Source organism: Clostridium sp., from assembly GCF_051654825.1.
In the GTDB taxonomy this organism is placed as follows: Bacteria; Bacillota; Clostridia; order Clostridiales; family Clostridiaceae; genus Clostridium.
Map to the genome: position 1 here is coordinate 17,303 of NZ_JBOFYU010000229.1, position 14,368 is coordinate 31,670.

The 14,368-nt window shown below is 29.3% G+C and carries 14 protein-coding genes; 10 read left to right on the plus strand and 4 right to left on the minus strand.

The annotated features are described in order from the left end of the window. Positions 1-57 precede the first annotated feature (57 nt). The 6 genes from rimO (at position 58) to ACRDBA_RS13770 (ending at position 5,968) form a co-directional block, all read left to right on the plus strand. Positions 58-1,392: a 30S ribosomal protein S12 methylthiotransferase RimO gene (gene rimO / locus ACRDBA_RS13745; protein WP_438573495.1), complete on the plus strand. Its 1,335-nt coding sequence runs from the start codon at positions 58-60 to the stop codon at positions 1,390-1,392. Next, the gene (pgsA, locus tag ACRDBA_RS13750) at positions 1,379-1,969 is read left to right on the plus strand and encodes a CDP-diacylglycerol--glycerol-3-phosphate 3-phosphatidyltransferase (RefSeq protein ID WP_438573496.1); all 591 of its coding nucleotides are present in this window, start codon (positions 1,379-1,381) and stop codon (positions 1,967-1,969) included. The genes rimO and pgsA overlap by 14 nt, the downstream gene beginning before the upstream one ends. Positions 1,970-2,137: 168 nt before the next feature. Then, on the plus strand, positions 2,138-3,175 hold the full coding sequence (gene recA, locus ACRDBA_RS13755; protein WP_438573497.1) for a recombinase RecA: 1,038 nt from the start codon (positions 2,138-2,140) through the stop codon (positions 3,173-3,175). Positions 3,176-3,483: 308 nt separating this feature from the next. Next, positions 3,484-5,025: a ribonuclease Y gene (rny, locus tag ACRDBA_RS13760; RefSeq protein ID WP_438573498.1), complete on the plus strand. Its 1,542-nt coding sequence runs from the start codon at positions 3,484-3,486 to the stop codon at positions 5,023-5,025. Positions 5,026-5,258: 233 nt separating this feature from the next. Further along, positions 5,259-5,519, plus strand: a complete 261-nt coding sequence (locus tag ACRDBA_RS13765; protein ID WP_016206312.1) for a stage V sporulation protein S — start codon at positions 5,259-5,261, stop codon at positions 5,517-5,519. A gap of 188 nt (positions 5,520-5,707) precedes the next feature. Next, complete coding sequence (locus tag ACRDBA_RS13770) at positions 5,708-5,968, plus strand: HPr family phosphocarrier protein (protein ID WP_438573499.1); 261 nt, start codon at positions 5,708-5,710, stop codon at positions 5,966-5,968. A 58-nt stretch (positions 5,969-6,026) separates the two neighbouring features. On the opposite strand, the gene ACRDBA_RS13775 is transcribed toward ACRDBA_RS13770, so the two are convergent. Next, the gene (locus ACRDBA_RS13775) at positions 6,027-6,245 is read right to left on the minus strand and encodes a DUF378 domain-containing protein (RefSeq protein ID WP_438573500.1); all 219 of its coding nucleotides are present in this window, start codon (positions 6,243-6,245) and stop codon (positions 6,027-6,029) included. 136 nt (positions 6,246-6,381) lie between these two features. Between ACRDBA_RS13775 and purB the strand changes: the two genes are divergently transcribed. The 3 genes from purB (at position 6,382) to ACRDBA_RS13790 (ending at position 9,452) form a co-directional block, all read left to right on the plus strand. After that, a complete protein-coding gene (purB, locus tag ACRDBA_RS13780) occupies positions 6,382-7,812 on the plus strand; it encodes an adenylosuccinate lyase (RefSeq protein WP_438573501.1) in 1,431 nt (476 codons plus the stop codon). Between the two features lie 175 nt (positions 7,813-7,987). Beyond that, on the plus strand, positions 7,988-8,899 hold the full coding sequence (locus tag ACRDBA_RS13785; RefSeq protein ID WP_438573502.1) for a hypothetical protein: 912 nt from the start codon (positions 7,988-7,990) through the stop codon (positions 8,897-8,899). Between the two features lie 406 nt (positions 8,900-9,305). Next, entirely contained in the window at positions 9,306-9,452 is a 147-nt protein-coding gene (locus tag ACRDBA_RS13790) for a hypothetical protein (protein WP_438573503.1), read from the plus strand. Between the two features lie 96 nt (positions 9,453-9,548). On the opposite strand, the gene ACRDBA_RS13795 is transcribed toward ACRDBA_RS13790, so the two are convergent. The 3 genes from ACRDBA_RS13795 to ACRDBA_RS13805 are packed head-to-tail and all read right to left on the minus strand — an operon-like array spanning position 9,549 to position 13,083. Next, complete coding sequence (locus ACRDBA_RS13795) at positions 9,549-11,414, minus strand: PTS fructose transporter subunit IIABC (protein ID WP_438573504.1); 1,866 nt, start codon at positions 11,412-11,414, stop codon at positions 9,549-9,551. A 2-nt stretch (positions 11,415-11,416) separates the two neighbouring features. Further along, complete coding sequence (pfkB, locus tag ACRDBA_RS13800; protein ID WP_438573505.1) at positions 11,417-12,334, minus strand: 1-phosphofructokinase; 918 nt, start codon at positions 12,332-12,334, stop codon at positions 11,417-11,419. Further along, on the minus strand, positions 12,331-13,083 hold the full coding sequence (locus ACRDBA_RS13805) for a DeoR/GlpR family DNA-binding transcription regulator (RefSeq protein WP_438573506.1): 753 nt from the start codon (positions 13,081-13,083) through the stop codon (positions 12,331-12,333). The genes pfkB and ACRDBA_RS13805 overlap by 4 nt, the downstream gene beginning before the upstream one ends. A 406-nt stretch (positions 13,084-13,489) precedes the next feature. Here ACRDBA_RS13805 and ACRDBA_RS13810 point away from each other — a divergent pair. Then, the coding region (locus tag ACRDBA_RS13810; RefSeq protein ID WP_438573507.1) for a hypothetical protein at positions 13,490-14,368 on the plus strand (879 nt) is incomplete at its 3' end.

Below are 14,368 nucleotides of genomic sequence, written 5' to 3' on the forward strand. Positions count from 1 at the left end.
TATAAATAAAGTAATATATTATTATTTTAGCTTATATACAACTTAGGAGGAATAATTTTGGAAAAATTTAAGGTAGGAATGGTAAGCTTAGGCTGCGATAAAAATAGAGTAGATTCGGAATTAATACTTGGAACAATAAATAAGTTTTATGAAATAACAAATGACCCAAAGGAAGCTGACATAATAATTGTTAACACATGTGGGTTTATAGAAAAAGCCAAGCAGGAATCTATAGATACTATTTTAGAAATGGCGGAATATAAAACAAAGCATAAATGTAAGATGTTAATAGCTACAGGGTGCTTAACTCAAAGATATGGAGATGAATTATTAGAATTAATGCCTGAAATAGATATATTAATGGGTGTTAATGATTATATGAAGCTTCATAAGCTTATTGTAGACTTTGCTAAGGATCAAAAGAGAGTTTATTCAGCAGAATATAGTGATAATCATATAAATGAAGGAATAAGATTATTAACAACGGACAAACATACTGCATATGTAAGAATTGCTGAAGGTTGCGATAATTTCTGCACATATTGTATAATACCTAAAATTAGAGGTAAGTTTAGAAGTAGAAAAATAGAAAATATATTAGAAGAAGTTGAGTCATTAACTAGCCAAGGAGTTAAGGAAATAATCTTAATAGCTCAAGATTTAACATTCTATGGTATGGATATTTATAATGAAAAGAAACTTCACGAGCTTATAAAAGAAATATCAAAGGTTCAAGGTGTTGAATGGATTAGATTACTTTACTGTTATCCAGAAGAAATAACAGAAGAGTTAATAGAAGAAATAGCTAATAATAAAAAAGTAGTAAAATATTTAGATTTACCAATTCAACATATCAGTGATGATATATTAAAATTAATGGCAAGAAGAACAAATAAAAAGACAATTACAGATAAAATAGATAGATTAAGAGAGAAAGTTCCAGGAATAACTTTAAGAACTTCATTAATAGTTGGATTCCCAGGAGAAAGTGAAGAAAACTTTAATGAACTTAATAACTTCTTAAAGGAATATAAACTTGATAATGTAGGTGTGTTTAAATATTCAAGAGAAGAGGGAACACCAGCAGCTAAAATGGATGGGCAAATTGAAGAGGAAGTAAAAGATAAAAGAGAAAATGAACTTATGCTTACTCAAAAAGCTGTGGTAGAAGATTTAAACAAATTGAAAATAGGGAAAGTTTATGATACTATTATAGAAGGAAGAAAAGGTAAGTATTTCACTGGAAGAAGTTCAGAGATGGCACCTGAAATTGATGGTGTAATATATGTTAACACATCAAATGAACTTAAAAATGGCGATATAGTAAAGGTGAAAATTACAGAAGTTTTAGAGTATGATTTAATTGGAGAGGTATGTGATGAATTTAGCTAACAAATTAACTATGCTAAGAATATTTTTAGTACCATTATTTTTGATATTTATAGCAGCTACTGAAATTCCTTATGGAACTTTTATTGCAACATTTATATTTATAATAGCATCATTAACAGATCAGCTAGATGGATATATAGCAAGAAGCAGAAATCAAATAACTACATTTGGAAAGTTTATGGATCCGTTAGCAGATAAACTTTTAGTTACAGCTGCACTTATATCTTTAGTAGATTTACAAGTTGTACCAGCATGGGCAGCTGTTGTAATAATTGCTAGAGAGTTTGCAGTATCAGGATTAAGAACTATTGCAGCATCAGATGGAAAAGTTATTGCGGCTAGTTGGTGGGGGAAAGTTAAAACTGTAATACAAATAGCAGCTATTATTTCTCTATTAATTCAAGTTAACATAGGATCATCTGAATACTTAATAAATTTAGTTAGTGGAAGTACGTTCTTTAAGGGATTAATAGTATATGCTCCTAAATATCTACTGTTAGCAGCTGTGTTAATTACAATAATTTCTGGGTATGATTACTTTAAGAAAAATAGAAAAGTAATTAATACAAATAAATAGATTATAAATCTGAAAATTGGATAAAATTATAATGAAAGTTCCATCTAGGTTTTAGTTGGAACTTTTAATATACTAAAATAATAAAAATATATTATTGACGGAATTAAATAAATGGACTATAATTTAAATATAAATAGAACGGATGTTCGAGAAGAGAGGGAGTGTAGTATGGCTACTATAGATATGGAAAAATTAAAGGCAATAGAAAATGCTATGAGCCAAATAGAAAAACAATATGGAAAAGGTTCAGTAATGAAGCTAGGAGCAGATAGCTCATTAAATGTAGATGCTATCTCAACAGGGTGTCTTGACTTAGATATAGCACTAGGAATTGGTGGAGTACCAAAGGGAAGAATCATAGAAATATACGGACCAGAAAGTTCAGGTAAAACAACAGTTGCATTACATATAGCTGCTGAAGCTCAAAAAAATGGTGGAGCAGTTGCATTTATAGATGCTGAGCATGCTTTAGATCCTAGTTATGCTAGAAATTTAGGTGTTGATACTGAAAGCTTAATAGTTTCACAACCAGATACAGGTGAGCAAGGTTTAGAAATTGCAGAGGCATTAGTTCGTTCAGGAGCTATAGATGTAATAGTAGTTGACTCAGTTGCAGCCCTAGTACCAAGAGCCGAAATAGAAGGGGAAATGGGAGATTCACACGTAGGTCTTCAAGCTAGACTTATGTCACAAGCTTTAAGAAAGTTAACAGGAACAATTCAAAAAACAGGTTGTGTTGCTATATTTATAAATCAGCTTAGAGAAAAAGTTGGAGTAATGTTTGGTAATCCAGAAACGACAACAGGAGGAAGAGCATTAAAATTCTATTCATCTGTTAGATTAGATGTAAGAAGAATTGATTCAATAAAGCAAGGTGAAAGCATTGTTGGTAACAGAACAAGAGTTAAGGTAATGAAAAACAAAGTTGCACCACCATTTAAACAAGCAGAATTTGATATTATGTATAATGAAGGAATATCAAGAACTGGTAATATAGTAGATGTAGGTGTAAAAGAATCAATAGTTCAAAAAAGTGGGGCTTGGTTCTCATATGGAGATATAAGATTAGGCCAAGGAAGAGAAAATGCTAAAATTTATCTAAGAGATAATCCAGAAGTGGCTTTAGATATAGAAAATCAAATAAGAGAAAAGCATAACTTACCGACTATGATTGAAAAGGTTGAGGAATCAAAGGAAAAGAAATAGTGAATAAAAATAGGTAACTATGTAAATAATAAGAACTGATGGTTTAGTACGATACGTAATAAATATCAGTTCTTATTTGCTATTTGTAGAGAAAAAATCAAAGATTAAATTAATAAAAAATACATTATGTAAACAATTAAAATTATATTATCATTTAAATAACTAAACTTGACATAATTTTAATTTTAAGATAAAATAATAGCAAATACTGGTTTATCATATTTCGAATATCAGTGAGAATTAATATGACACCTACTACGTTTTCTTATTAAATTATAAAGCGTTATTATGATGGAGGAGGTGTCTATATGGAATACTTTATTTTTGTTGTAGTTGATATAATAGTACTTGCAATAGCTTATGTGTTATTAAATAAAGCTATACAAAAGGCTTCTAAAGCAAAGATAGAAGGCTTAGAAAAAGAAGCAGAAAAACTTTTAGCAGATGCTAAAAAGGAAGCTGAAGCTACTAAGAAAGAATCTATTTTAGAAGCAAAAGAAGAAGTTCACAGACTAAGAAATGATTTAGAAAGAGATTCTCGTGAGAGAAGAAATGAAATTCAAAGGCTTGAAAGAAGAGTAATTCAAAGAGAGGAATCACTTGATAAAAAGAGTGATCTTTTAGAGAAAAAAGAAGAGACGATCAATAAAAGAATGCAAGAAATTGATCAAATGGAATTAAATGTACAAGAGCTGTATACTCAAAGAAGAGAGGAGCTTGAAAAGATTTCTAATTTATCATCTGAAGAAGCAAGAGAAATATTGCTAGATGAAGTAAGAAAAGAAGTTTCTCATGAGGCGGCTATTATGGTAAAGGATATTGAGTCAAAAGCGAAAGAAGAAGCAGATAAAAAGGCAAGAGAAATAATTACCACTGCAATTCAAAGATGTGCTGCAGATCACGTATCTGAATCAACTGTACACGTTGTAGCCTTACCTAATGATGAAATGAAGGGTAGAATTATTGGTAGAGAAGGTAGAAACATTAGAACCCTAGAAACATTAACTGGAGTAGATTTAATAATAGATGATACTCCAGAAGCAGTTATTTTATCAAGCTTCGACCCAATTAGAAGAGAAGTTGCTAGAATAGCTTTAGAAAAGTTAATAGTGGATGGAAGAATTCATCCAGCTAGAATCGAAGAAATGGTAGAAAGAGCTACTAAGGATGTAGAAAATGACATTAAAGAAGAAGGCGAACAAGCGACTTTAGAAACTGGTGTTCATGGAGTACATCCAGAAATAACAAGACTACTAGGTAGATTAAAGTATAGAACAAGTTATGGACAAAATGTTTTAAAACATTCTATAGAAGTTTCATACTTAGCTGGCTTAATGGCTTCAGAATTAGGGTTAGATGTAAATCTAGCTAAAAGAGCAGGTTTATTACACGATATAGGAAAGGTAGTAGACCAAGAACAAGAAGGCCCTCATGCGTTAATTGGTGGTGATATGGCTAAGAAGTATCATGAGTCACCATTAGTGGTTAATGCAATAGCAGCTCACCATGGTGATGTTGAAATGATGTCATTAGAAGCTGTATTAGTTCAAGCAGCTGATGCAATATCAGCAGCAAGACCAGGGGCAAGAAGAGAAACTCTAGAAGCATATATTAAGAGACTAGAAAAACTTGAAGAAATTGCAAATTCCTATGAAGCGGTAGAAAAGTCATATGCCATTCAAGCTGGTAGAGAGATAAGAATTATGGTTAAACCAGAACATTTAGATGATGCTGGATCAGTAGAATTAGCTAGAAACTTAGCTAAGAGTGTTGAAGAACAATTAGAATATCCAGGTCAAATAAAAATTAATGTAATAAGAGAAACAAGAGCAGTAGATTTTGCTAAATAATATAAGATACATTTTGCTAAAGCAAAATGTATCTTATTTTTATCATAAAATAAAGAAAAGATTAAAGGGAAATAAGAGAAAAATAAGAATTTGAATAGAAAAGATAAAAAAATTAAAAAAAGTTTTTAAATTAAAAGGAATTAATAGAATTTTATAGAATATATATAATGTAAAGGGTGTAATAAATAGTACACTACACTGTAAACGATTTTTATCTAGGAGGTCAAAATAAAATGGAAGTATTAAAAGTTTCAACAAAATCAAATCCAAACTCAGTAGCAGGTGCGTTAGCAGCTATAATAAAAGAAAAGAACATAGTAGAAATTCAAGCAGTAGGAGCAGGTGCTATTAATCAAGCTGTTAAGGCTATTGCTATAGCAAGAGGCTTCGTAGCCCCTAGCGGAAAGGATATTGTGTGTGTTCCAGCATTTACTGATATAGAAATTGATGGTGAAGAAAGAACTGCAATTAAATTAATTGTACAACCAAGATAGTAAAATAAATATAAGGGTTTAATTTACTTAGAAAGTTTAGAGTTAGAAAAAGTCATGCGTTGAGCATGATTTTTTTCTTGTACATAATATGAAAAGGATTTGACAAAAACCTTGAAATTATGATTAAATTCGTTTATAATATAATAGTTAAGTAGATAACTATATTATTTGTAAAGAGGTGTGTTTTAATGGTATCTAAAGAGGTTGTAGTAAACAACGGAACTGGTTTACACGCTAGACCAGCAACTTTATTAGTAAAGAAGGCTTCATCTTTCAAATCAGATGTAAGCATAGAGTTCAATGGTAAGAAAGCTAATGTTAAGAGCTTAATAGGAGTTCTTTCATTAGGTGTTACTAAAGGAGCAAACATCACTGTTTCAGCTAACGGAGATGACGAAGCTTTAGCAGTAGAAGAAATTGCTAACTTAATAGCAACTTTAGAAGACTAATATAAAAAAGTGCCAAAAGGCACTTTTTTATTTTGTTTTAAATAATAAACTTTATGTATTAATTACTATTAAGAAGTGTTTTACATTTAATTAAAACATAAATTAGGTCAATAGAAGAAATAAAAACAGTGATATAAATTATTCTTTGGAAAATAACAGAACCAGCAACTAGTAGAGAAAGTAAATTAATATTAAATATTCCTATTAGACCCCAATTAATAGCACCAATAATAACTAGTAAAAAAGCTATTTTATCTAAGATACTTATTTTACACATATAAATCCCTCCATATATATTCTTTATATATATATATTAAAAAAATAAATAAATATAACTGAAAAAAAATAAAATTTATGATATAATACGAATTATAAAACAAAAAAAATAAAATTTATTCGGAGGTTGTTTTAGGATGAGAAATTTATATAGCACACCATTAAATTCAAGATATGCTTCAAAGGAAATGAGTTACATATTTTCAGATGACATGAAATTTTCAACTTGGAGAAAACTTTGGGTGGCATTAGCAGAAAGTGAAAGAGAATTAGGATTAAATATAACTGAAGAACAAATAGAAGAGCTTAAAGCTAATATAGAAAACATAAACTATGAAGAAGCAATAAAAAAGGAAAAAGAAGTAAGACATGATGTTATGAGCCATGTGCATGCATATGGATTACAATGTCCTTCAGCAAAGGGAATTATCCATTTAGGAGCAACAAGCTGTTATGTTGGTGATAATACAGATGTAATTATAATGAGAGATGCACTACTTTTAACTAAAAAGAAGATAGTAACAGTTTTAAATCATTTATCAAACTTTGCTATGAAATATAAAGATATGCCTACATTAGGATTTACTCACTTCCAACCAGCACAATTAACTACAGTAGGTAAGAGAGCTACACTTTGGATGCAAGACTTAGTGTTAGATATAGAAAATATAGATTTCTTATTATCAACATTAAAGTTAAGAGGTGTAAAAGGAACTACAGGAACTCAAGCAAGTTTTATGACATTATTTGAAGGTGATGAAGAAAAAGTTAAGTCATTAGATACAATGGTAGCAGAAAAAATGGGATTTGAAAAAAGCTATGGTGTAACAGGTCAAACTTACCCAAGAAAGCTTGATTCAATAGTTTTAAATAGATTATCAGAAGTAGCACAAAGTGCATATAAATTTAGTAATGATTTAAGATTATTACAAAGTATGAAAGAAGTAGAGGAACCATTTGAAAAGAACCAAATAGGGTCTTCAGCTATGGCATACAAGAGAAATCCTATGAGAAGTGAAAGAATAGGGGCTTTAGCTAGACACGTAATAGTAAATTCATTAAATCCTGCTATAACAGCTGCTACACAATGGTTTGAAAGAACACTTGATGATTCAGCTAATAAGAGAATAGCTGTTGCAGAAGCTTTCTTAGCTTTAGATGGTGTATTAAACCTTTATATTAATATAGCTGAAAACATGGTAGTATATGAGAAGGTAATAGCTGCTCATGTAAATAATGAATTACCATTTATGGCTACAGAAAATATAATGATGGAAGCTGTAAAAAGAGGTGGAGATAGACAAGAACTTCACGAAAAAATAAGAGTACATTCAATGGATGCAGCTCAAAGAGTTAAGGGTGAAGGATTAGATAATGATTTAATTTCAAGAATAATAAATGATGGAAGCTTTATGTTATCAAAGGAAGAAATATTAGAAATTATAGATCCAGCTAAGTTTGTAGGAAGAGCTCCGAGCCAAGTTGTTGAATTTATAGATGAATATATAAATCCTATAATTGAAAGCAATAAAGAGGCTTTAGACATTAAGAGTGAAATTACTGTATAAAAGATTAATATAAAATTTTATATATTTAGTAAAATAGCACCTAGTAAGATGAAAAATTATTACTAGGTGCTTTTATTATAGTTATTTATATATTTTTAAATTATTTTACCATATATAGAATTTTTATAAAAAGTAACCATATTATTAATAATGAACAAATAGTTAGAGGTGAACTATGAAAATAGCATTATCACTACCCTTATTAATAAGAGAAGATCCAAGGGTAAGTCGTATAGATGTTAGTATGTTAATAAATTGTATTAAATCATTACAGGGAAATGATGAAAGCCTGCTTGTTATTTATAATCAAGGAAGTTTTTTTACTAATGAAATCTTAAGAGCATTCTTAAAAGATTATGAGATTAATTGTGATGTAATTGGAGAAGGAATAAATGTTGGAATACCTATTGCGAGACAAATGTGTTTCGAACATGTCTGGGAAAATTATCCTGAAATTGAATATCAAGCAGAAATACACTTAGATATGATTTTTTATAAGGGGTGGTATAAAGAAGTAATAAACTTTATGAAGAAGAATCCAGATGAACCAATGGTATCACCAGCAATAATCAATGCTCAAGGACAAAATATTATAGATAGTACTAAGACATATAAAATTCCATATTCTGTTGAGGAATGTATGAGATTATTAGAGTCTATAAAAATAGATAAGGTATTTGAAAAATTAGTACATCCAGCAATTCATAATGCAACAGCTCTTAAAGATATTGGGGGAATAGATTTAAGATTCTTTAAGGGAAAGCAGGGATATGAAGATTATTCTATGCTTATTGCTTATTATAATTACTTAGGAACAAGTAAAAAGTGGAAGCCTAAGATATATGCAAACTCTACAGTTTTGCATGGAGTGGCTCAGCAAAGATGGACTTTAGATAATGTTCAAGAAGATATTGCTATTAATGAGGAAGGTTTATATCAGCAATATGGGGCTATGGGATTTAAGGCTTTAGCAGAAATACTTAATGATAGAGAAATTATGGGGATGCTATATAAGATTCGGGTTGAGCATTTTATAAATACTAATTATGTATTTGACTTTAATAGTTCAATTAATGATTCAAAATAGATTTAGTATGTTAAATATATAATTATAAGATATAAATAAGTTGCGTTTTAGAATTCTATAAATCATTCTAAAACGCTTTTTATTATTAAAAAATAATAGATTTTATTTCTATAATAGTCTTATACATTGAATAAAATTTAACAATTTAAAAGGAAATACATAGGATAACTATCATTAATAAAAAGTCGAATATTTTTTAATTTGATACAATATTATTGGTGTTTTATGACTTAAATTGAATATAAAGCGTAGAAATAATTTAAAAATACGGTTTGTAAATGATTTAATAAGTATTTTATCTGAAAAAAGCGAATGATTTTACTAGCGCAAATCGAAAGATTTGTATAATATATTATCTATTAGAGCATAATAAATTGTGAAAGTTAAAGCAGAAAGAGGTGAGTATATGAATATTTTTGATAAGAAACCTGAGCTACATTCATATGTTGCTAAATATATGGATGAAGAAGGAGTTGATTTTCAATCAGCTTGTAATGAATTAGGAATTAATAATGAAGAAGATTTAGATGAAGAAGAGGGAACTCTGATATAAAATTATAAAGCAAAAGCACTAATAAAATGAACTGTTTATTTTTAAAATTATAAGTAGTTCAAAGTTATTAGTGCTTTTCTTTTTATAAATTAATTATTAAGCTTCAATTTTCTTTTTGAAAATTCCAAGTAATGCTGCAGTTATTATAGATCCTATTATTACAGCTAAAGCATATAATAAAGGACTATTAACTATTGGGAATACAAATAATCCACCATGAGGAGCAGGTAATAACACGTTAAATACCATTGTTAATGCACCAGCTACTCCAGCACCTATAGCACAAGCAGGAATAACTCTTAATGGGTCAGCAGCTGCAAATGGAATAGCTCCTTCAGTTATAAAGCATGCACCCATAATATAGTTAGTTGTACCTGATTCTCTTTCAGCTTGAGTAAACTTATTCTTAAATACAGTAGTAGCTAAAGCAATACCTAATGGAGGAACCATACCACCAGCCATAACAGCTGCATGTGGAGCAAAGTTACCAGCATCGATCATTGCTATTCCAAAAGTAAAAGCTGCTTTATTTATAGGTCCACCCATATCAATAGCCATCATAGCACCTAAAACAAGACCAAGTAATACTTTATTACCAGTACCTAAAGTTCCAAGCCAACCTTCTAACGTAGCATTAATATAGCTAACAGGTGAAACAACAAATAATAACATTATAGCACCAGTAATTAATATACCAAATAGAGGATAAAGCAATACAGGTTTAATTCCTTCAAATGATTCAGGTAATTTAGAAAATACTTTTTTAAGTAATAAAACTGAATATCCACCAAGGAAACCAGCAATAAGTCCACCAAGGAAACCAGCACCATGATTAGCAGCAATAAGTCCACCAACCATTGCAGGAGCAAAACCAGGTCTATCTGCAATACTACTACCAATAAATCCAGCTAAAACTGGAACCATTAAAGCAAAGGCACTTCCACCACCTATTTCTTTAAGAAGAGCAGCTACAGGATTATAAGTAGGATCAGCAATATCAGCAGAGTTTATACCAAACATAAATGATATTGCAATTAAGATACCTCCACCAACAACAAATGGTAGCATGTTAGAAACACCGCTCATTATATGTTTATAGAATCCAGTTCTTTCAGTTTTTCCACCTTCATTTGAAGAAGAACCAGAATGATTGTAAACAGGTGCTTCACCAGATAAAGATTTATTTATAAGCTCTTCAGTATTTTTTATAGCTTTAACAACTGGAACTATTACAACCTTTTTACCAGCAAATCTGGACATTTCAACAGCTTTATCAGCAGCAACAATTATTCCATCAGCTTTAGCTATATCTTCATCTGTTAAAGCATTTTTTACACCAGTAGATCCGTTAGTTTCAACCTTAACATCATAACCAAGGTCAGCAGCCTTTTTCTTTAAGGCATCAGCAGCCATATAAGTATGAGCAATACCTGTTGGGCAAGCTGTAACTGCAATTATATATTTAGAGTTTTCATTAGTATTTACTATTTCAGCTTCTTCTTTATTTGATTCTTCAAATCTATCTAAAAGATTTAAAACATCAGAAGGAGTTTTAGCTTCTAAAAGTCCAGCCTTGAAATCAGGGTTCATTAAAAGAACTGATAAGTTAGATAAAGTTTCTAAATGATCGTTATGTGCACCTTCAGAGGCAGCAATCATAAATGCTATTTTTATTGGAGCATCATCTAATGCATCATAGTCAACACCATCTTTAAATATTCCAAGAGCTAAAGCTGGTTCTTTAACAGCAGAAGTCTTTCCATGAGGTATAGCAATTTCATCACCAATACCTGTAGAAGATAACTCCTCTCTTTTTATAATTTCAGCCTTATAAGCTTCTTTGTCATTTAATTTCCCAGCAGCATCAAGAGTATCTACAAGAATATCAATAACTTCAGCTTTGTTTGAGGCTTTTAAGCCAAGTTTTATAGTATCTTTTGATAATAAATCAGATATTTTCATAATTAATCCTCCATTTTATTAATGTTTATCATTGGTAAAAGGTTATTAACTTCTTCTTTAGTACAAAGATCCATTGAAAAGGCAGATGCACTACCAGAAGCAATACCATTTTTGAAAGCTTTTATTATATCTGATGATAGGCTATATTCGGCTACAAAGCCGCCAACAAGAGAATCACCAGCGCCTACAGAGTTTTTAACAGTTCCCTTTGGAGCATTTCCTTTAAATACACCTTCTTTTGAAATAAGAAGAGCTCCATCTCCTGCCATTGAAATAATTACATTTTCAGCACCAAGATTAATAAGTTTATGACCATACTGGATTAATTCCTTTTCATTAGAAATAGAAACATTGAAAATTTCTTCAATTTCATGTTGATTAGGTTTAATTAAAAATGGTTTTTTCTTAACAGCTTCTAAAAGAGCATTACCTGATGTATCAACAACTATTTTTACTCCTTTGTCTTTTAATAGTTCTTGGATTTTAAGATATATATCACTAGGAAGAGAACTTTGTACGCTACCAGCTAAAACTAAAATATCATTTTTATCTAGGCTAGATAGTTTATTCATTAATTCATTAAACTTATCTAGAGATATTGTAGGTCCACTAGCATTTATTTCAGTTTCTTCATTAGATTTTATCTTTACATTAATTCTTGAATCCTCTGAGACCTTAATAAAATCACAATCAACCTTTAAGCTTTTTAGGCAACTTTCTATATATTCACCAGTTAATCCACCTAAGTATCCTAAGGCTCTATTTTGAATTCCTAGATTAGAAAGGACACGAGATACATTTATTCCTTTACCACCAGGAAATTTCACATCCATAGAAGTTCTATTTACTAATCCTAGAGAAAGGTTATCAACCTCTATAATATAGTCTATAGATGGATTTAAAGTTAGAGTATAAATCATAATTTTTCTACCACCTTTATTTCAGTTAAATTTTCATATAAATCTATATCTTCAGATTTAATATCACTTATGATAGTTACATCTGAAATATCAGCAAACTTAGCAAAACTAACTTCACCAAACTTACTTTCATCACAAAGAATATAAGTTTCTTTAGAAAGAGACAGTGCAGTTTCTTTAATAATAGCTTCATCTGTATCAGGGGTAGTAAGCCCCATTGTAGGATGAACAGCATTTGTTCCTAAGAAACATTTGTCAAATCTAAACTTCATTATAGACTTTAATGCATCACTTCCTACTATAGCTTTAGTACTAGATTTTACTTTACCACCTATGATATAGCACTGGATATTATTTTCTACTAATTCATCAATATGCTTTAATCCGTTAGTAACAACTAAAATGTTTTTATCCTTTAAAAAAGGAATCATTTCTATAGTAGTTGTTCCTGCATCTAAATAAATACAATTACCATATTCAATTTCTTTAGATGCTAAAAGAGCAATAGCCTTTTTTGACTCTAGATTCTTACAAGACTTTTCACTATAGCTTAATTCTTGGGAAGATGACGTAATTAATTTAGCTCCACCATGAAATCTAATTAGTGCACCTTTATTTTCTAAAGTAGTTAAATCTCTTCTAATAGTAGACTCAGAGGTATCTGTGGCTTCAACTATATCAGAAAGAGAAATAATACCTTTTTTATTTAATAAGTTTAATATAATTTTATGACGTTTTTCACTTACCATAAGGAAAAACTCCTTTCTTAATTACTATAATAGAATTATACAACCAAAAACAATCAAAATCAATCACAAAAATTCAAAAACGATTATTTAAAATTATTTATTTAAATGATAGAATAAATTTTAAAAAGGCGTCAATAATTATATATGGTATTGAGAAAATGTAGTTAGGTGTATCTCATATAAAACTAAAGAGTAGTTGCAAAAATGACTTTAATTTAAATGACATAAATAGCTTATACAAAAAGAAAAAACATATACACTTAACGTCTAACATTAGTTGCTTTTATACCTTAAGCGATTTCATTTGAAATCGCTATTTTTTTATTTTTAAAAGTAACTTATAAATAACACAATTTATAAATTTAATTAATATCATAAATATAGAAATAATATTTAGGGGGAAAATATGCTTTTATATTCCAATAATATAAGGTTATATAGAGGAGAAGATGTTTTAGGGAAAAAAGTTATAAAATCTGTTGGAGGAAATATTAAAGGTGATTGTAATGAAGATATAGTATATTTATTAGGAGAAAGTAATGATAATATATCTCAATATAAAAATTTAGAAGTAATTTGCTCGTGTGGACATACTGGAGAAAATATAAGTGTTTCTCTAATCAGTAATAAAGGTTATAGACCAAGCTTAACTTTAGAAAATTTTATTGATAAAGAAAAAAAGCAAATAGTAGTTGTTTCAAGCGACATTAACTTAGATAAGGGAGATAATATTTGTATTTATAATTTCGAGAATAATGTATTAAAGGAATTGCTCGACACAGAAAAAATAAATAGTTTATCTAACATAAAAGTTAAGTATGATAAAAACTATAAGGTTGAGGTTTTAGATCTAAAGAAAAATAAAAAATATTATATAGATTTAAGAAATAAATCTAAAAATTATTTAAGTCTTATATATGATGAAAATGGAAAACCATATAAGAATAAGCAGTGTAGCTTATCTTCTTTATATAACATTTATGCTTTAGATATAGACAGAGATAATGTTAGTGAAATAATTGCAACTCAAAAAATAATTGGAGAAAATAATTTAGATATATTAGGGAGTATCAATATAGTCATAAAGTATGTAAATGGGAGCTTTAAAGTAGTAGGAACTGAAGTTTTATTAGAGGGCGATGTAATAGAAAAAAATAGATTACAATCAGATTTAGAAGAAGAATGCAAAAGGAAATATGAAATAGATTTTTCAAGAATTGACTTTATAGAATCACAAAAAAACAGAGATTTAAAAATAGAAAAAGCAATTGAAGATGAATTTAAT